An 18410-nucleotide genomic window follows, 5' to 3' on the forward strand; every position below is an offset into this window, starting at 1 on the left:
AGGCCCAATACGCCGGGCGAGGGGATCGAATCGAGACGCTTCCCGGCGCTAGGCCGGGAAGAAGGTCATCGGATAGTTCGGATAGGTGAACGCGGGGACGTTCTTGGCACCGAAGTTCAGCAGCATGACGCGCTGGACGATCTTGTTCTCGAGCTCGGGATCGCCGAGTTCGGACGAGACGATGTTGCAGGCCGTGACGGCGCCGCTCGGAGCGATCGTGAGGCTCAGGATCACCTTGCCGCGCAGGTTCGGGTTGTCGCGCACGGCGCGCGTGTAGAGCGCGTAGAACGCCGACTTGTTGCGGTCGAAGGTCAGCTGGATTTCTTCGAGCGTGCGCGCCGCGAGCGCCTTGTCGCCGCTCTGCCCGGCCTTGCTGCGTTCCGGGCCGGCGCCGATCGGGCTTTCGACCGTCGTCGTGCGGCGCTGGCCAAGGCCGGCGCCGGACTGCGAGCGGCGCGTTTCGCCAGTGCCGCTGCCCGAAATACCGCCCGAGCTCGCGGCAGCCGAGCCGGCGATCGCGCCGCCGCTGGCCGCGCCGCCCGAAGCGCCGGTGCCGGCCTTGGCCGTCACCACGTCCGAGGACAGCGGACGCGCCGAATCGAGGCCCTGCAGCGAATTGTCGCGCAGCGCCTTGAGCTGGTCGGCCATCGCCATCACACCAGTCTGGGCGGCTTTTTCACGCGCGCTCTCGACCTGCTGTTCGCGCGTCGGCTCGGGCTTGGGTTCGGCCTTGGGCTTGGCCGGCTCGGGCTTCTTGGCTTCCTGCGGCTTGGGCTCCTCGGCCGGCTCGGGCGAATTGTCTTCGCTTGGCTTGGGCTCCTCGACCTGATCGGCGACCTCGGCCTCGGGCAGCAGGCTCACGTAGCGGCGTTCGAGCGTATCGCCACCGCCGCGCTGCAGGCCGGCGAGCTTGAGGAACGGCACGACGATCGCGAGCACCAGGAACAGCCCTACGGCGATGGCGGCCACCTTGCGGAACCGGCGATCGGTCTCATCGACGATGCCCCAGGAGTCGAGCCCGAGGGGATGGTTATGGAAGGTGGCGGAAGTCATAGGGCGTGATTACGTGGTGCTGGCGAGGCTCAGAGACTCGAACCTTTCTTCTCGACGACGGCAAGAGAGATGCGGGCGAATCGCGTGTCGGTGCAGGTGGCCATCACTTTCTTCAACAGGCGATAAGGGATGGACTTGTCGGCGACGATGTTCACTTCGCCGCGGGTCAGGCGATTCTGGGCATCGCCTTCGACCTGCATGAGCGGGGCGAGCAGCAGGGCGGACTTGAGCGGGGCGAGCAGCTTGACGTCGGCGGCCAGCGCCTGCGCCGTCGGCATCACCGGCTGGTTGTCGACCAGGATATTGTCGGGCGTCACGACGATGGTGACCGACAGGCGCGGCTGATCCTTGATCACCGACTCGGGCAAGGTCAGCGAGCGCGGGCTCGGAATCACCTCGACCACCAGCGCGTTGACGAGCAGGTAGAAGACCAGCATCGCGAAGATGTCGATCAGCGAGACGATGTTGATGACCACCGTCTGGCCCTTGCGGCGGACCGCACGTTCGGTGCGACGGTCTCTGCGTCTGGAACTCATGGCGCAGAGCCTCCCGAAACCGGCGTGGTGCCCTGCGCGTCGCCGAGCGAGATCAGCGGATAGAGCTCGCGCGGCAGGCCCAGGTTGCGCGCCTCGGCCGGCGTCAGGCGTGCGGCGTCCATGACCTTCACGACGTCGTCGTAGGGCACGTCCGGCGCCACCAGCAGCGTCAGCGAGTTCTCCGACGGCGCCGCCTTCTTGGTCTCGACGAGCACTTCGGAGAGCGCCTGGATGTTGTAGCCGGCCGGCGTGTTGTCGAGCCTGCGAATGGCGCCGTTGCGGTCCGACACCACGATCGCACCCGGAATCAGGCTCACCGTCAGCTGCAGCGGCAGCTTCTCGGGCGGCGTGGCCTGATCGTTCGACGGCAGGTTCAGCGACAGCACGTTCAGTCGCGCGGCCGCGATCGACGAGCTCACGAGCAGGAAGAACACCAGCACCGCGAAGACGTCGATCATCGAAACGATGTTGAGCTCCTCGTTGCTGCCGCGCTTCAAGTGCCGCTCGAGCCGGCGCGTGCGCCGGGCCTTGCGGGGCGCCTGGTCTTCTTCCTCGAGAAGGACCGGAGTCGTCATGACGAACTCAGCGGCGCTTGCAGACGGCGGAGACGAAACGCGAGCAGACCGACTCGAGCGTGTCGATGAGCTCGGTGGTGCGGCTGTTGAGCCAGGCGTGGGCGAGCAGCGACGGAATCGCGACCATCAGGCCGAAGGCCGTGCAGTTCATGGCCTCCGAGATGCCGGCCGAGAGCAGATCGGCCTTTTCGGCCGGATCGGCATTGCCGAGTGCGGCGAAGGCGCCGATCAGGCCGAGCACGGTGCCGAGCAGGCCGAGCAGGGTCGACATGTTCGAGAAGGTGCCGAGGTAGTGCGTGCGGCGCTCGATGGCGGGCAGCACTTCCATGAGGCCTTCCTCGGTGGCGATCTCGACTTCGGAGCGGCGGTTGTCGACGCGGGCCTGGGCGAAGCCGGTGGTCAGCAGCTTGCCGACGGCGGTATCGGACTCGCTGGCCAGGCGCTCGGCCTCGTTCAGATCGCCGGCCTTGAGCAGCGGGGCGATCTTCGCCCAGAGGCTGCGATTCTCACGCTCGGTGCGACCCAGAAAGATCACCCGCTCCACGCCCACGGCCAGCGCCAGCGCCAGCACCAGCGCGATCGGATACATGAATGCACCGCCAGCCTGGAAAAAACGGATGACGTGGTTGAAAAGCTCCATGAAGCTCGCTCCTATGCGGGTCTTTGAATGACAGGACTACGGTGAAGAGGAAGACGGCGCCGCTGCGGCGGGCGCCGGGTTTTTGGCACGCTGCGCCGCCGTGAGCGCCTCGTAATACTCGACTTGGCGCGAAAAGACACGCTTGTCGACCGGCTCGAGGTCGAGGCTCAGCAGACGAGCGGGGCGATCGATGTCAACTTCGGCCGCCGCATTGCGCCAGGGGGTGATGTAGAGGCCGATCGGCGATTCGCGGTCGCCGATGATGGTGGTGCCGTCGCTGCCTGGCTTGGGCGCGGCTTTGGCGGTATCGACGGCCGGCGCTTCGGGCTGCGCGGTGTTGACGGCGGGTTTCTCGTTCTGCGCGTGGGCGGGGTCGCACAGCGCCAACAGCAAGGCCGGAATCAGGAGGCGGATTCGGATGCTCACTTGGCGGCGCCTCCGCTGGTGGCGGCCGGAGCCGGAGCGGCGGGCGCGGCAGCTTTCTGCGCGGCCTCGATCTCGGCGATCCAGGCCAGCACGCGCAGGTCTTCCTTGCCGTACTGCTGCAGATACTGGCGATAGTGTGGGATCGCGTCGGCCGGGCGCTTCATGTACTCGTCGAGCAGGATGCCGAGGTTCAGGTGCACGGCCGGGTAGTTCGGCTTGACCGCCAAGGCCTTCTCGTAGGCTTGCTGGGCCATCGGATAGTTGCCGCTCTCGCGGTAGACGATGCCGAGCCAGTTGAACGCGGCCGCATTCTGCGGGTTGCTCGTCGCCGCCTTGTTGAAGGCCGAAGTCGCGATCTGCAGGCGGTTGGACTTCGCGTAAAGGATGCCGAGGTTCATCTGCGGGCCTGTGAAATCCGGGAAATCCTGCGCAAGCTTCAGGAAGGCCGCTTCGGCTTCGGCGGTCTTCTTCGTGCGCATGAGTTCCAGCGAGGCCTTGAAGCGGTCCTCCGGATTGCCTTTTTCGGCGGCAGCCTGGTCGGCGGCCGTTTTCTCGGCCTCGGCTGCGGCCTTGTCCGCAGGCGTTTCGGCGGCCGGCCGCGCCGGCTTGCTGGACGGACGCGTGCCGACACTGCCGCCGCAGGCGGCCAGCGTCAGCATCAGGGCGGCTGTCAGCAGCCGGCTCGCGACCGTCATGGTCTTAGCGCAGGGTTTCATAAATCTCCTCGCCCTGTTCGCGCTTGGCGTACTTGCCCGGCGCGATCTGGGCCAGCGCCTTGTAGCTCTTGGCGACCCATTCGTCGTAGATGCCCTGCGGAATGCGGCGCAGGTTGGATTCGTGGGCCTCGATGGCTTTTTCCTCGAACGGGAAGGCCTGCTCTTCGAGCAGCAGGTTGTACTGCTCGAGCTCCAGGCCCGACAGGTTGCGCGGCCGCTCGGAATCGTTCAGCGACTTGGCGAAATCCAGCTGCAGCACGCCGAGCTCGTAGGTCGCGGCGGTGGTGACGTCGGCGAAGCCATAGGTACCGGCGCGATTGAACGACTGGATCGCCGCTTCGACCGCCCGCTGCTTGGCCGGCAGCGACTTCTCGATCGGCAGCGTGATCCGCAGCGTCCTGGCCTGGGCCGCGCTGAGGCGGCCGATCTCGAGGCTGGACTTGGCGGCCAGGGCGCGCGTCGCATCCGTGCGTTCCCCACCGGCGGCCGCGTCGGCGTTGACGATCTCGCGCAACCAGAACAGTTCCTGCTCGCTGTTGCGGCCGTCGCGAGCGATTTCGACGAGGCGGTTGCGCGCCTGCATCGAACGATCGAGCGGGCGAGGGAAGGCCCCGACGTAGGACTGGTACGCAGGCCCCGACTGGGCCGGCAGCTTGGCCTCGTCGTAAAGCGTGGCCGTGAGCCAGGCCGCTTCCTGGCGCACCTGCGGGGACTCGGTCTGGCGCTGGGCGATGCGCGCGTACGCGCCCGCGGCCTGCGCCGGCTTGTTGTCCTTCTGGTAGGACATCGCGAGCTTCTTGTCGACGTCCGGGATCAGGTTGTTGCTCGGGAAGCGCGTGCGGAAATTCTCGAGCGTCTTGGCGGCCGTGGGCCAGTCTTCCATGTCGACGAGGCTCGAGGCCGCGTCGTACTCGGCGTTCGGGCGGATGCCGGCATCCGGCACCACTTCGCCGAGGCGCAGGAAGTGGCCGACGGCGCCGCGCAGGTTGCCGGCCGCGCGCGCTTCTTCGCCCTGCTTGTAGATCGAGGCCGCGAGCTGGTCCGACACTTCGCGGCGCTGCGGTGCATTCGCCGCGGTGAGCTTGAGTTCGGAGGCGAAGGCCGCTTCGGCTTCCGGATAACGCTTCTGCGCGAACTGCGAATCGCCGATCACGCTGTAGGCGATGCGCTGTAGATCCGCGGTGGCGCTCGGCTTGTTCGTTAGCACGCGCTGGGCGACGCTGATGGCTTCGTCGAGCGCCTTGAGCTCGTACAAGTCCTCGGCCGCCTGCGTGAGCACCTTGAGCTTCTCGGGGTGGTACTCGAAGCGATCGGCGAGCTTGACGCCCGAATCGACCGCCAGCCGCAGCGCGGCCGGACGCTGGGCGGCCGGCACTTCCTTGGCGTATTTCTCGTAGGCCTGGAACGAGGCCAGCGCGGCGTCGGCGGTCTTCGGGTGCGGCTTGTAGTCGTAGGCTGTGCGCGCGTACTGCTCGGCCGCCTGCTGCGTCTTGCCGCCGTCGAGCAGCGCGTCGGCGAACAGCATGTTGATCTCGGGCGCCTTCGGATCGGTCGGGAAGACCTCGAGAATGCGCTGGTACCACTTGGCCGCGACGAGGAAATCGCCCTGGTGCTTGGTCTTGTCGGACTGAGCGAGCGCGTGATAGTGGCGGGCCAGATCCTCCATGTGCTTGCGCAGTTCGGTCAGCACCGCCTCGGTGGCCGGACGGCCGCTCCAGTAGGCGGCCTGCGGATCGTAGACGGTGGCGTAGCGTTCCTTCTCGCGGATCACGAGGTCGCGGAAGCCGCCTTGCTCATACGCGGTGATGACCTGCGACTGGAACACCGGCGCGAGCGCATGCGTCGGATAGCGCTGCGTGAACGCGGCGAAGGCTTCGGCTCCGTCGGTGTAGCGCTCGCGTTCGAGCAGCAGCTTGCCGAGCGCGTCGTAGACCAGCGGAAAGAAGCGCGCGTCGCCGTGCTTCTGGAAATATTCGTTGGCCGCCACGCCGCCACCCTGGGCGGCCAGCGACAGCGAGACCACGCGCAGCGAATCCTTGACGAGGTCGCTCTTGCCTTTCTTCGCGGCCGCGACGGCGGCTTCGCTGTCCTTGAGTTCGCCCGGCGGCAGCTCGCGATCGAGCACTTCGAAGAAGTTGCCGATCGCGGCGTCGTACTTGGCCTGGCGGTACAGCGACCAGCCGTACTTGTACTGCGCGGGTTCGTAGAACGGCGTCGCCTCGCGCAGATCCATCACGATGCGGTATTCGCCCTCGGCCTCGGTGAAGCGCTCGCGCACGAACAGCAATTCCGCGCGACGGAAATGCGCGTCGCCGCCGAGCTTGGACTGCGGGAACTCGCTGTTGAGCTTGGCCAGCGTCTTGATCGCGCCGTCGGTGTCTCCGCTGTTCTGCTGGGCACGCGCGAGCTGGTAGAGCACGCGATCGTTGTTCGGATCGCCCGGGCGTTCCTTGAGCAGCTGCTCGTAGGTGCCCATCGACTTGGCGAGCTGGGCCGCGCTGTCTTCGCCGCCGCCCTTGAGATCGTCGGTCTGCACCTGCAGGTCGGCCATGCGGCGCATCGCCTCGGCGCGCGTCGCATCGTCGGGTGCGAGTTCGAGCAGCTTCTTGTAGTTGGCGATGGCCTTGTCGGGATCGGGCGCGACCGGATCGCTGCGCTGGATCTGCAGCTTCTGCGCGGCCGGCTGCTCCTTCTTGATCGTCTCGCGGATCGACGGAGCCGCGTCCTTGACCACGGCGGGCGTGCCGCCGCAGGCCGACAGCAGCAGCGCGGCGCTCGCCGCGCCGATCAAGGGATGTGCCGAAACGGACAGCAACGGTCGGAGGCGCATCATTTCTTGATCTCGTACTCGTCGGGTTCGTCGACGTTGCCCAGCGGACGGTCGTAGAGACGGGCCAGCGCGAAGCGCGCTTCCACCAGATACTTCTCGATCAGCGTCTTCTGCGCCGACAGTTCGGTGCTCGCCATCTGCTGCAGCAGGCGGCCCTGCTCGTCCCCCATCTTGATCAGCGCGGGCTTGAGCGAATCGAGGCGCTTGCGCAGGTCACCGACCTGTTCGAAGGTGCCGCGGAACAGTTGCGGCTCGGGCGGATTGGCGAGCTTGAGTTCGGGCGTGCGCAGCGGCGGCGCGGCGAACTGCTTGTCGTAGCGGCCCGGCTCGGCGAGGTTGATCTCGGTGGCGAGCTTGATGCTCACGCTGCTGCGCAGCTCGCTGCGGTTTTCCTTGGCGCGCGAGAATAGGATGCCGGGGTCGATGGTGCCGCGGCCGGCACCCGTGGAATAGCCTTTCTCGACGTCCGTCAGGCGCTTTTCCCAGGCTTCGAGATTGCGCTGCAGCAGGCGCGCGTCGCGGTAATTCTTGAGCGCCTCGGCGAAGCGGTGCTCGGCGAGCAGGGTCTGCAGGTAATAGGTTTCGGGCGCGTCGGGCAGATCCTTGAGCTCCCAGTTCCAGCCCGATTCGGCGTCCACCTCGCGCTTGATGATGGTGTCGATCATGCGATTGCTGCGAATCGCGGCGAGCGCCTTGTCGGTGCGCTCGCGAGCGCCTTCGAGGCGCTCGATCGCCTGCTCGTAGTAGCTGCGTGCCTGCTCGTGGGCGCCGACCTGGTCGAGCGCGTACGGAACGGCGAGCCAGCTCTCCTGCACGGCCGGATCCTGCGGATCGCGGTCGATCAGCAGCAGCCAGACCGACAGTGCACGATCCATCGCCTGCTCCTGGTCGCTCGATCCGAGCGAGCGCGTGAACTGGCGCTTGCGCATCCAATCGTCATCGACCTGGCCGCGACGCAGCAGCACGCCGAGCGTCGAGAACGAGGCGAACGGATCGCGCTTCTGGTCCGAGCTGCCGTCTTCGAGTTCGCCGCGCTTGGCGCGCTCGCCGTTGGGCAGCAGCTCCGCCCAGCCCAGGCCGAGCAAGGCGCGATTCGAAAACGGGCCTTCGACGCGCACGCGCTGCAGGATCGGCTTGGCGGCGGCTGCCTGCTGGTTCTGCAGAAAATCCCAGCCCAGCGTCAGATTGGCCTTGTCGGCGAGCGCGAGCGTATCGCGATCGCTGGGGTCGAGCTTGCCGACGCGGTCGAGCACGGTATGGCCTTGCTCCGCGCGCTTCTCACGCAGCAGGCCGATGCCGAGGTTGTAGCGCGTGTAGTCGCTCTGATCGTTGCCGTTCTTGGGCTCCGTGAGCACTTCGACGGCGTCGGCGTTGCGGCCTTGTTCGAGCAGCACCTTGGCGAGCAAATCCTGCCATTCGAGCAGCAATTCCTTGGGCAGGCCTTCGCGAATCCTGAGCAGGCGCGCGCGCGCTTCGGGCAGATAGCCGCGCGTGTACTCGAAGCGCGCTTCCTTGAGCTGGGCGCGCGCGAGCTGCAGCGGATCGGAAGTGCCCTGTGCGAGCGTCTCGTAGATCGCATCGGCGCGCTCGCGCAGGCCGAACGACAGGTAGTTGTCGGCGAGCAGCCACGGAAACTGCACGTCGCTCGATTGTCCGGCCTCGGCCTGCACGCGCAGCAGTTCGATCGACGCCGACATGTGGCGCTTGTCTTCGCCGAGGAAACGCGCCGAGCGGATGCGGGGGTCGTTGTCGTCCCCGGCCTTGTAGAAGTTGGCTGCGGCCTGGGCGCTGCCGGCCGAGAGCACGAACGCGCCGAGCGCGAGCGCGAAGCGGTTGCGACGCAGGTTCATCACTGGGACGCTCTCCACTCCTGCAGGCGCAGCACCGGCTTGCCACCGCGACGGGCCTTGCCGACGACGAGCTCGAGCGTGGTGGCGGTCAGCGATTTGTCGAACACCGCGTCGATGCGATCCGCGATGACCGGCTCGCCCTCCTTGGCGTCGGCGTACTGGGCGACGAAATCGGCGCTGATCTTGTGCGCGCCCTTGGAGACGTTGAAGCGGCCCAGACGCTGCAAGCCGCGGCTGCGGACCAGCGAGCGCGCGTCCGCATCCTTGTAGGTGTAGTTGACCGGCTCGCCGCCGTCGATCGAGACCGTGATGCGCTGCAGCAGCAGGGCCTGCGTCTCCACGCTCACGTAGACCTCGACACGCGAATGCTCGGGATACAGATAGTTCTCTTCGGCGGTGAGAGCGTCGCGGTTGAACTGCAGCACCTCGTCCTTGAGCGCCTGGATGTTCTGGTCGAGCAGCAGGGCCTTCTCGGAAGTGGGGTCGGCCGCCGTCGCAATCGCGACCGGAGCCAGAACCAGCGCCAGGAACACCGCCCACATCGGGGCCGGCGTGGGCACGAGCGCAGCGCAACAGCGTCTCAAGGTCGTCAGACCGCGAACAAGAAGCATCAGGGAAGGGGTCTCGAATTTTGGCCCGAGTGTATCAGGGGCATTATGGGCTGGGCATGTCATATGCTGCCGCAGTCAGGTCTTGCGCGCTCGCTCCTCAAAGCTCGCCGAGCGGTCGGAAATGATCCTTCCATCGGCGCAAACTTGCAAAGGTCTGCACCGGATCGCGGGAGTCCGGCGGCTCGGGCGCCCGAGCCGCGATGCCGGGTTTGTCCACGCGCAGGAACGGGTTCACGCGGCGCTCGCGCCCGATCGTCGACGGCAATGTCGGGCGGTTGAGCTGGCGCTGCGCCTTGGCTTCGCGAACGGCTGACGCGATGTCGGAATTTTCTGACTCCACGGCGAGCGCAAATGCCAGGTTCGACAGCGTGTACTCGTGTGCGCAATAGACCGCCGTGCGTTCGGGCAGTGCGGCAAGCCGCGACAGCGAGGCGTACATCTGCTCGGGCGTGCCTTCGAACAGGCGTCCACAGCCGGCATAGAACAAGGTGTCGCCGCAGAAGAGCGCATCGAGACCAGCGAAGTAGTAGGCGATGTGGCCGAGCGTATGCCCGGGCACGGCGATCACCTCGGCCTGCTGGCCGAGCAGCTCGACGCGGTCGCCGCCGTCCAGCAGATGCGTGAGCGTGCCGATGCGCGGCTGCTCCGCGCGCGGACCATGGACGGGTACCGCGCGATGCTCCAGCAATTGCGGGATGCCGCCGACGTGATCGCCGTGGTGATGCGTGACGATGATCGCTTCGAGGGTGAGATGGCGGCGCTCGAGCTCCGCGATCACCGGCGCCGCGTCTCCGGGATCGACGACCACCGCCTGGCTGCCGCGAACGAGCAGCCAGATGTAGTTGTCGTTGAAGGCCGGGATCGGAGTGATCTCGATCGGCGTAATCTCGATGGCGGGCGTCGACATGGCTAAGATGGTCTGTGTATCAACCGCATGAGTCAATGATGCCGTTTTCGTCGTCGCGTCCGGGCCGGGTTCCGTTCAATCGCTACACCTTGTCGCTGTGGCTGCGCTCCTCGCGCGGCAAGCAGCTGATCGAGCTCGAATCGGCCGAGTTGCGTCGCGTGCTGCCCGAAGTGTTCGGCCGCCACGTGCTGCAGATCGGGTCCTGGGGGCGTGGCGACGAGTTGCTCGAAAGCTGCGAAACCCTGCACCACGCGGTGATCGGGACGGTGGCCGACTTCGGCGAGCAGGCGCGTTCGCTGCCCGAGGAGCTGCCGGTGCTCAGCAAGAGCGTCGACGGCGTGGTGCTGCCGCATACGCTCGAATTCAGCCAGTCGCCGCACAACGTGCTGCGCGAGGCTGCGCGCGTGCTGACCGACCGCGGCCGCCTGTTCGTGCTCGGTTTCAATCCCTGGGGCGGCTGGGTGATGCGCCAGCGCATCGGGCTCGGCTATCGCGCGTTTCCGCCGCCGGCGCGCTACTACGGCATCGGCCGCATCAGCGACTGGCTCGAGCTGCTCGATTTCGAAGTCACCGAAGTGCGCCGCTTCAGCGTCGGCTTTCCCTGGAATGCGCCGCGCAGCCAGCACCAGAGCTGGAGCATCGGCAGCCTGCTGTCTCCGTTCGCCGAGAGCTATCTGGTGGTCGCGCGCAAGCGCGTGTTGCCGGTGAACTTCGTCGGCAAGCTGCAGCGCGCGCAGGTCAAGCCGATCATCGGCGGCGCGGTGCAGGGCGCCGCGCAGTCGACCGCCTCGAGCCAGGCGGCGAACCCGTGAAAGCCATCACCATCTACAGCGACGGCGCCTGCAAGGGCAATCCGGGGCCGGGCGGCTGGGGTGCGGTGCTGCGCTACGGCGAGGCCGAAAAGCGCATCAAGGGCGGCGAGCCGGGCACGACCAACAACCGCATGGAGCTCACGGCCGCGATCCAGGCGCTCGATTCTCTGCGCGAGGCCTGCGAGGTCACCCTGTTCACCGATTCAATCTACGTCATGAAGGGCCTGAACGAATGGCTGCCGGGCTGGAAGCGGCGCGGCTGGCGCACGGCCGACGGCAAGGCGGTCAAGAACCAGGATCTGTGGGAGCGCCTCGACGCCGCCTGCGCGCGTCACAGGATCGATTGGCGCTGGGTGAAAGGCCATAACGGCGACCCCGGCAACGAGCTCGCCGACCAGCTCGCCAACGAAGGCTGCCTCGAAGCGACGGCAAAAGTCGGAGGCGGTTAAGCTTCAGCGCTTTCCGTCCAGTCTCCCGTCATGCGCCAGATCGTTCTCGATACCGAAACCACCGGCCTCGAAGTCATCCAGGGCCACCGCGTCATCGAGATCGGCTGCGTGGAGCTCGTGAACCGCCGGCCGACCAGCAACGATTTCCATCGCTACATCCATCCGGACGACAAGGACATCGATCCGGGTGCCGAGCAGGTGCACGGCATCAGCATGGCGTTTCTGGCCGACAAGCCGAAGTTCGTCGAACTCGGCCGCGAGCTCTGGGACTATCTGGCCGGCTCCGAGCTCGTGATCCACAACGCGGCTTTCGACATCGGCTTTCTCGACGCGGAGTTCCAGCGCCTGGGCATCACCCAGAAGCTTTCCGAGGTCTGCTCGGTGGTCGACACGGTGGCGCTCGCGCGTCGCCTGCATCCGGGCCAGAAGGTGAATCTCGACGCGCTCTGCCGTCGCTACGCGGTCGACGCCTCGCACCGCGATTTCCACGGCGCCCTGCTCGACGCCCGGCTGCTCGCCGACGTCTACCTGGCGATGACCGGCGGCCAGTCCGCGCTAGGGCTCGACGACAGCAGCGCGCAGGCCGGCGCGCAGCGGCGTTCGCGCTTCGTCGAACTGCTCGGTGCCGTCGAAGCGCCGCTGCGCGTGATCCGCGTCGGCGAGAGCGAGCAGGCCGCGCATCTCGACCGGCTCAAGACCATCGACAAGAAATCGGGCGGCAAGCTGATCTGGGCGGACGAGCTTTCGCAAGCCGTCCATTGACATCGGCCGCGATTATTTGCGGCCCAGCGCGGTGACCACTTCGAAATAAGGCGCGCGCGTCTCGCGCGAGCTGATCCGGCAGGATTCCACCGTCAAGCCCGCTGCGCGCATGAGCTTGCCGAGCTGATCGGGGCTGATGCCCAGATTGACGTGATCGTAGGCGCGCATCGCTTCTTCGTGGCGGTGGGCGGCCAGCGTCGCCACCACCAGGCGACCGCCAGGACGCAGCACGCGGGCGGCCTCGCGCAGCACTTTGTCGGGCGCCAGGCTGTAGGGCAGCGCATGCATCGCGAAGACGTGATCGAAGCGGCCGTCGGCGAACGGCAGCGCGTGCATGTCAGCCTCTTCGACCTCGACGTTGGTGAACGCGGCGAGCCGCTTGCGCGCGGCGGCGACGACGGTCGGGCTCACATCGACGCAGGTCACGCGGCGCGCGTGGCCGGCGATCAGTTCGGTCAGCACGCCATCGCCCGAGCCGAGGTCGAGCACCTCGCCGAGCTGCATGAGGCCGATCAGGGCACGCGCGGTGGCTTCCCAGGTGCGGCCCGGCGAGTAATGCAGCTCCATGCGCCCGGCGACCGATTCAGCCCAGGTCTGGCCATGCTTGCGGGCGAGCACGGCCTGTTCGGCGCGTTCGAGATCGATGCGGGTCTGCGCGTCGCTGATCTGCGTGCGCAGGTGCGCCCAGAGCTCGCCGGCGGCGCCGCCGTTGCCGCTCGCCGAATAAAGCGCGGCGCTGCCGACGCGCTTGTCCTGCACCAGGCCCGCGCGCTTGAGCCGCGCCAGATGCGTCGAAACGCGGCTCTGCGCGAGCCCGGTGATGTCGGTCAGTTCGGCGACCGAGAGCTCATGGGCTTCGAGCAGGATCAGCAGCCGGCAGCGGCTGGTATCGGCCAGCAGGCGGCAGAGTTCGGTTCCTTGTTCGAGCGAGAGCGACATGGGCGGCGGGCTGAGTCGGGTTTGCAGGCCTGTTCAAAACGAAGGCCCGTCCGCGTGACGCGGGCGGGCCGCTGGAATGCGAGGAGCGGTGCGCGGCTCGGTTGCCGTCGCCCGCGAACAGCAATGCCGCGACCGCGGCTCCCTCTGCCTACTCGGCAGCGCTCGTCGTCACGACGATCGCAGGCTCCGCGGCGGCGGCTTTCTTGCTCGCCTTCTTGGGGGCTGCTTTCTTGGCGGCAGGCTTCTTGGCCGCCTTCTTCGCCGCGGGCTTCTTCGCGGCCGGCTTCTTGGCGGCAGGGGTTTTCACCGGAGCGCTTTCGCTTTTGGGCTTGCTCTTGGCCGCCGATGCTTCGCCAGCTTTCGAAACCGTTTCCAGCGATTCGCGCGCGTTGGCGATCAGCGTGTTGAAGGTGCCCTGCATGAGATCGAACTGGGTCAGCACCACGGACTTGATGTCCGCGCCGCTCTTCTTCTGCGCCTTGAGCGAGGTCAGCGCGCTGTCGTAGTAGCTGTGCAGGGCCTTGAGTTCCTTGTCGGCGAACTGCTGCAGGCCGCTGTAGATGGCCTCGTTCGTCGTGCCGACGGAAGCCAGCGAATCTTTGCGCAGCCGGTCGAACTGCTTCTTGAGCTGGTTCAGGCGTTCCTTGGCTTTCATCGCAGGTTCCTCGTCGTCAAGTGATCATCGGAAGATCATGGGGTAAGCCGGAGTGTAGGTGCTGCGCGGGGGGCGAGTCATCCTGCGTCTTACCGATTGTGTGGCAGACCCATGCGCGGGCCCATTCGCAAGCTGCCCATCGCGTGTTGTTGTCGGCGATGCGACGCGAACGCTATGATGCAGGCCCTTTCCATACCGCTGAGTATGGAAACGTTTGCGACGCTCGAGACTCGCCGACGACACGAGACACAGAATTCAAAACCACCAGGAGGCTGCTTCCGCCATGTTCGAAGGACAATCCATTCGCGTGACGAAACTCGACGGCGGTATCGCCGAACTGTGTTTCGATCGCCAGGGCGATGTGATCAACAAGTTCGACAAGCGTACCGTCGAGGAACTCGCCGCCGCCGCGGCAGCCATCAAGGCCGATAGTGGCGTCAAAGGCCTGCTCGTCACCAGCGCCAAGGACGTCTTCATCGTCGGCGCCGACATCACCGAGTTCGGCAAGAACTTCGAAATGTCGGAGGCGGAACTCGCCGCCTGGGCGATCAACGCCAATCAGTCGTTCAACGCGATCGAAGATCTGCCGTTTCCGAGCGTGGTGGCCATCAACGGCTTCGCGCTCGGTGGCGGTTTCGAAATGTGCCTGTCGGTCGACTATCGCGTGATGAGTGCGACGGCGCAGATCGGCTTTCCCGAGGTCAAGCTCGGCCTGATCCCGGGCTTTGGCGGCACCACGCGCTTCCCGCGCCTGGTCGGGGCCGACAACGCGATCGAGTGGATCGCCGCGGGTGGCCAGCACAAGCCCGAAGCCGCGCTCAAGGTCCACGCCGTCGACGGCGTGACCCCGCCCGAAAAGCTGCGTGAGAGCGCCCTGAAGCTGCTGAACTCGGCCATCGAAGGCAAGTTCGACTGGAAGGCGCGCCGCGCCCAGAAGACCGGCAAGCTGCATCTGAACCAGCTCGAAGCCGCGATGGTGTTCGAGACCGCCAAGGGCCTCGTCGCCCAGCAGGCCGGCCCGAACATGCCGGCCCCGATGACCGCCGTCAGTGTGATCCAGAAGGCCGCCGGCCTCGGCCGCGACGAAGCGCTCAAGATCGAGGCCGCCGGTTTCGCCAAGGTGGCCAAGACCACGGTCGCCGATGCGCTGATCGGCATCTTCCTGAACGACCAGCTGCTCAAGAAAAAGGCCAAGGTCGCCGGCAAGACCGGCAAGCCGGTCAAGCACGCGGCCGTGCTCGGCGCCGGCATCATGGGCGGCGGCATCGCCTACACGAGCGCCGTCAAGGGCGTGCCGGTGACGATGAAGGACATCGCGCCCAAGCAGCTCGATCTCGGCATGTCCGAGGCCAACAAGCTGCTGGCCAAGGAAGTGGAACGCGGCAAGCTCAAGCCGGCCAAGGCCGGCAGCGTGCTGGCTTCGATCCGTCCGGTGCTGAGCTACGGTGAGTTCAAGGACATCGACGCGGTCGTAGAAGCCGTCACCGAGAACCCGAAGATCAAGAAGATCGTGCTCGCCGAAGCGGAAGCCGCCGTCGCGCCGGGCACCGTCATCGCCTCGAACACCTCGTCGATCTCGATCGACGAACTCGCCACCGCCCTGAAGGCGCCCGAGAATTTTCTCGGCATGCACTTCTTCAATCCGGTGCATCGCATGCCGCTGGTCGAAGTCATCTACGGCGAGAAGACCAGCAAGGAAGCCATCGGCACGATCGTGGCCTACGCGAGCGCGATGGGCAAAACGCCGATCGTGGTCAAGAACTGCCCGGGCTTCCTCGTCAACCGCATCCTGTTCCCGTACTTCTTCGGCTTCATGGGCGCGATCCGCGACGGCGCCGACTTCGTGAAGATCGACAAGGCGATGGAGAAGTTCGGCTGGCCGATGGGGCCGGCCTATCTCGAAGACGTCGTCGGCATCGACACCAGCCATCACGTCGGCGAGGTGCTCGCGGCCGGCTATCCGGACCGCATGGCGCCGAAGGACAAGTCGGCGCTCGATGTCATGTACGAGAACAAGCGCTACGGCCAGAAGAACGGTGTCGGCTTCTACAAGTACGAAACCGACCCCAAGGGCAAGCCGAAGAAGATCGCCGATCCGGCCAGCTATGAGCTCATCAAGAGCGTGCAGCCGAACGGCCAGGTCGACATGAGCGAGGAAGAGATCGTCGACCGCCACATGCTGCCGATGATCATCGAGACGGTTCGCTGCCTCGACGACGGCATCGTCGAAACGCCGACCGAAGCCGACATGGGCCTGCTCTACGGCGTTGGCTTCCCGGCTTTCCGTGGCGGCGCGCTCAAGTACGCGGACACCATCGGTCTGAAGACCATCATCGAGAAGTGCGCCAAGTACGCGCACCTCGGCAAGCTCTACGAGCCCACCGAGTCGATGAAGAAGATGGCCGCCGAAGGCAAGACTTTCTATTCGAAGTGAGCCCTGCGCTCACGACTGGAGTGACATAACAATGGCTAACCAAGCAGTCATCGTCGACGCGATCCGCACGCCCATGGGACGTTCCAAGGGCGGCGTGTTCCGCAACGTGCGCGCCGAAGTGCTGTCGGCGCATCTGATGCAGGAAATCCTCAAACGCAATCCGGCGGTCAAGCCCGGCGACGTCGAAGACGTGATCTGGGGCTGCGTGATCCAGACGCTGGAGCAGGGCTTCAACATCGCGCGCAACGCCTCGCTGATCGCGGGCCTGCCGCAGTCCGTTTCGGGCCAGACCGTGAACCGCCTGTGCGGCTCGTCGATGACGGCGATCCACATCGCGGCCGCGCAGATCGAAGCGGGCATCGGCGACACCTTCCTCTGCGGCGGTGTCGAGCACATGGGCCACGTGCCGATGACGCACGGCTTCGACGGCGCGCCGGAAATGTCGGTCAACACCGCCAAGGCCGCGGCGATGATGGGCCTGACCGCTGAAATGCTCACGCAGACGCATCAGATCGATCGCAAGAGCCAGGACGAATTCGCGCTTGCTTCGCACCAGAAATCGTTCGCGGCCTGGAAGAACGGTGAGTACAAGAGCCAGATGGTCGGCACGCCCGGCCACGATGCCGACGGCACGCCGATCGTCGTCGACTTCGACGAAGTGGTGCGCGCCGACGCGAGCCTCGATTCGCTGCTGAGCCTGAAGCCCGCGTTCAATCCGAAGGGTTCGGTCACCGCCGGCAACAGCTCGGCGATCTCCGACGGCGCTTCGTGCACGCTGATCATGAGCGAGGAGAAGGCCAAGGCACTCGGCCTCAAGCCGCTCGCGCGCATCATCGGCATGGCTTCGGCGGGCTGCAATCCGTCGATCATGGGCATCGGCCCGGTGCCGGCGACGCAGAAGGCGCTCAAGCGCGCCGGCGTCGACATCAAGGACGTCGACTACTGGGAGCTCAACGAAGCCTTCGCCGCGCAGTCGCTCGCGGTGATCAAGGATCTCAAGCTCGGCGATCGCATGGACCGCATCAACATCAAGGGCGGCGCGATCGCGCTGGGTCATCCGCTGGGCTGCTCGGGTGCGCGCATCACCGGCGCGCTCGCGCACGTGCTCAACGAGAAGAACGCGCGCTACGGTGTGGCGACCATGTGCATCGGCATGGGCCAGGGCGTGGCGACGGTGCTCGAACGCGTCGCCTGATATTTCGTAACCGGTAACGAAAAAGCCCCGCTTCTGCGGGGCTTTTTCGTGGAAGCCATCGGCTCAGCTGAACTTGCTGAAATCCGGCTTGCGCTTCTGCATGAACGCGCCCATCGCCTCGAGCGCCTCGGGCATCTTGAGCATCGGCATGAACTCGGCCGCTTCGCTGCGGATCACTTCGGGCATGCGGTCCTGGGTCCAGCGCTTGAGCAGGGCCTTGGTGGTGCGCAGCGCGTTCGGAGGCTGGCGCGAGAGCTTTTCGGCCTGGGCGCGGGCAAGCGCCTCGAGTTCCGCGGCCGGCGTGACGCCGTTGACGATGCCGGCTTCCTTGGCGGCCTGGGCGTTGAACATCTCGCCGAGCAGGCAGAGTTCGGAGGCGCGCGCCGGGCCGATCATCATCGGCAGCAGCAGGGTGGAGCCGAATTCGGGGCAGATGCCGATGCTCGCGAACGGTAGCTGGAAGCGCGCGTTGTCGGCCGCGTAGACGAGGTCGCAATGCAGCAGCATCGTCACGCCGACGCCGACCGCGATGCCGTTGACGGCCGCGACGATGGGCTTCTTGAAGCTCGACATCGTGCGCATGAAGACCATCACCGGCGCCTGTTCGGCATCGCTCGGCGTGTTCTGCAGGAAGTCGACCAGATCGTTGCCCGCGCAGAAGCTGTCGCCGCTGCCGGTGATCAGCACCACGCGCACGCTGCTGTCCGCGGTCGCCTGGTCGAAGGCGGCTGCGAGCGCGGTGTACATGGTCGCCGTCAGCGAGTTCTTCTTGTCGGCGCGATTGAGCCGCAGCGTCATCACGCCGTCCGTAATCGAGGTTTGAATCAGTGCTTCGCTCATGCAGGGCTCCGTCTCGGCACCAAGGTCGTTTTTGGGAAAGGGGAAAGGGGAAAGGGGAAAGGGGAAAGGGGAAAGGGTTGAAATTCGTCGAGCCGCGATTCTAGTCCGCCTGCCGCAGAAGCAGCACCTCACAATGCATTAGGCCGGCAAGCGCCGGCCCAATGGTGCAGCGGATGTCGA

At 66.2% G+C, this 18410-nt stretch carries 18 protein-coding genes; 5 read left to right on the plus strand and 13 right to left on the minus strand.

What is annotated here, in order from left to right; genetic code table 11:
- Window positions 1-48 precede the first annotated feature (48 nt).
- The 10 genes from AC3WUM_RS15690 to gloB form a co-directional block, all read right to left on the minus strand.
- On the minus strand, window positions 49-1053 hold the full coding sequence (locus AC3WUM_RS15690) for an AgmX/PglI C-terminal domain-containing protein (protein ID WP_492411243.1): 1005 nt from the start codon (window positions 1051-1053) through the stop codon (window positions 49-51).
- 29 nt (window positions 1054-1082) lie between these two features.
- Window positions 1083-1589 (minus strand): ExbD/TolR family protein, encoded by a 507-nt coding sequence (locus tag AC3WUM_RS15695; protein ID WP_492411244.1) that lies wholly within the window; start codon window positions 1587-1589, stop codon window positions 1083-1085.
- A complete protein-coding gene (locus AC3WUM_RS15700; protein ID WP_492411245.1) occupies window positions 1586-2164 on the minus strand; it encodes an ExbD/TolR family protein in 579 nt (192 codons plus the stop codon). Before AC3WUM_RS15700 ends, AC3WUM_RS15695 begins: the two co-directional genes overlap by 4 nt.
- 7 nt (window positions 2165-2171) lie before the next feature.
- On the minus strand, window positions 2172-2804 hold the full coding sequence (locus AC3WUM_RS15705) for a MotA/TolQ/ExbB proton channel family protein (protein WP_492411246.1): 633 nt from the start codon (window positions 2802-2804) through the stop codon (window positions 2172-2174).
- A 36-nt stretch (window positions 2805-2840) separates the two neighbouring features.
- Window positions 2841-3230 carry a hypothetical protein gene (locus AC3WUM_RS15710; protein WP_492411247.1) on the minus strand — a complete coding sequence of 130 codons (390 nt, stop codon included), beginning with the start codon at window positions 3228-3230 and terminating at the stop codon, window positions 2841-2843.
- Window positions 3227-3946 carry a tetratricopeptide repeat protein gene (locus AC3WUM_RS15715; RefSeq protein ID WP_492411248.1) on the minus strand — a complete coding sequence of 240 codons (720 nt, stop codon included), beginning with the start codon at window positions 3944-3946 and terminating at the stop codon, window positions 3227-3229. The genes AC3WUM_RS15710 and AC3WUM_RS15715 overlap by 4 nt, the downstream gene beginning before the upstream one ends.
- On the minus strand, window positions 3930-6779 hold the full coding sequence (locus tag AC3WUM_RS15720; RefSeq protein ID WP_492411249.1) for a tetratricopeptide repeat protein: 2850 nt from the start codon (window positions 6777-6779) through the stop codon (window positions 3930-3932). The genes AC3WUM_RS15715 and AC3WUM_RS15720 overlap by 17 nt, the downstream gene beginning before the upstream one ends.
- Window positions 6776-8626, minus strand: coding sequence for a tetratricopeptide repeat protein (locus tag AC3WUM_RS15725; RefSeq protein ID WP_492411250.1), 1851 nt, complete (start codon window positions 8624-8626; stop codon window positions 6776-6778). The genes AC3WUM_RS15720 and AC3WUM_RS15725 overlap by 4 nt, the downstream gene beginning before the upstream one ends.
- Window positions 8626-9186 carry a hypothetical protein gene (locus AC3WUM_RS15730; protein WP_492411251.1) on the minus strand — a complete coding sequence of 187 codons (561 nt, stop codon included), beginning with the start codon at window positions 9184-9186 and terminating at the stop codon, window positions 8626-8628. Before AC3WUM_RS15730 ends, AC3WUM_RS15725 begins: the two co-directional genes overlap by 1 nt.
- Window positions 9187-9334: 148 nt before the next feature.
- Window positions 9335-10144: a hydroxyacylglutathione hydrolase gene (gloB, locus tag AC3WUM_RS15735; protein WP_492411252.1), complete on the minus strand. Its 810-nt coding sequence runs from the start codon at window positions 10142-10144 to the stop codon at window positions 9335-9337.
- A gap of 38 nt (window positions 10145-10182) precedes the next feature.
- Here gloB and AC3WUM_RS15740 point away from each other — a divergent pair, with 38 nt between their 5' ends.
- Genes AC3WUM_RS15740 through dnaQ form a run of 3 tightly spaced genes read left to right on the plus strand, consistent with a single transcriptional unit; the run spans window position 10183 to window position 12167 of the window.
- Window positions 10183-10956: a methyltransferase domain-containing protein gene (locus tag AC3WUM_RS15740; protein WP_492411253.1), complete on the plus strand. Its 774-nt coding sequence runs from the start codon at window positions 10183-10185 to the stop codon at window positions 10954-10956.
- Window positions 10953-11405: a ribonuclease HI gene (rnhA, locus tag AC3WUM_RS15745; RefSeq protein ID WP_492411254.1), complete on the plus strand. Its 453-nt coding sequence runs from the start codon at window positions 10953-10955 to the stop codon at window positions 11403-11405. Before AC3WUM_RS15740 ends, rnhA begins: the two co-directional genes overlap by 4 nt.
- Before the next feature lie 30 nt (window positions 11406-11435).
- Window positions 11436-12167 carry a DNA polymerase III subunit epsilon gene (gene dnaQ / locus AC3WUM_RS15750; protein WP_492411255.1) on the plus strand — a complete coding sequence of 244 codons (732 nt, stop codon included), beginning with the start codon at window positions 11436-11438 and terminating at the stop codon, window positions 12165-12167.
- 12 nt (window positions 12168-12179) lie between these two features.
- Here dnaQ and AC3WUM_RS15755 read toward each other — a convergent pair whose 3' ends face one another.
- On the minus strand, window positions 12180-13106 hold the full coding sequence (locus AC3WUM_RS15755; protein WP_492411256.1) for an ArsR/SmtB family transcription factor: 927 nt from the start codon (window positions 13104-13106) through the stop codon (window positions 12180-12182).
- A gap of 148 nt (window positions 13107-13254) precedes the next feature.
- Window positions 13255-13761 carry a phasin family protein gene (locus AC3WUM_RS15760; RefSeq protein ID WP_492411257.1) on the minus strand — a complete coding sequence of 169 codons (507 nt, stop codon included), beginning with the start codon at window positions 13759-13761 and terminating at the stop codon, window positions 13255-13257.
- 283 nt (window positions 13762-14044) lie between these two features.
- Here AC3WUM_RS15760 and fadB point away from each other — a divergent pair, with 283 nt between their 5' ends.
- Window positions 14045-16195 (plus strand): fatty acid oxidation complex subunit alpha FadB, encoded by a 2151-nt coding sequence (fadB, locus tag AC3WUM_RS15765; RefSeq protein ID WP_492411258.1) that lies wholly within the window; start codon window positions 14045-14047, stop codon window positions 16193-16195.
- Between the two features lie 31 nt (window positions 16196-16226).
- On the plus strand, window positions 16227-17390 hold the full coding sequence (fadA, locus tag AC3WUM_RS15770; protein ID WP_492411259.1) for an acetyl-CoA C-acyltransferase FadA: 1164 nt from the start codon (window positions 16227-16229) through the stop codon (window positions 17388-17390).
- A gap of 63 nt (window positions 17391-17453) precedes the next feature.
- Here the strand turns inward: fadA and AC3WUM_RS15775 are convergent, their stop codons facing one another.
- Window positions 17454-18230 (minus strand): enoyl-CoA hydratase, encoded by a 777-nt coding sequence (locus AC3WUM_RS15775; RefSeq protein WP_492411260.1) that lies wholly within the window; start codon window positions 18228-18230, stop codon window positions 17454-17456.
- Window positions 18231-18410: the final 180 nt, after the last annotated feature.

It is taken from the genome of Hydrocarboniphaga sp. FW305-C-57 (genome assembly GCF_058783045.1).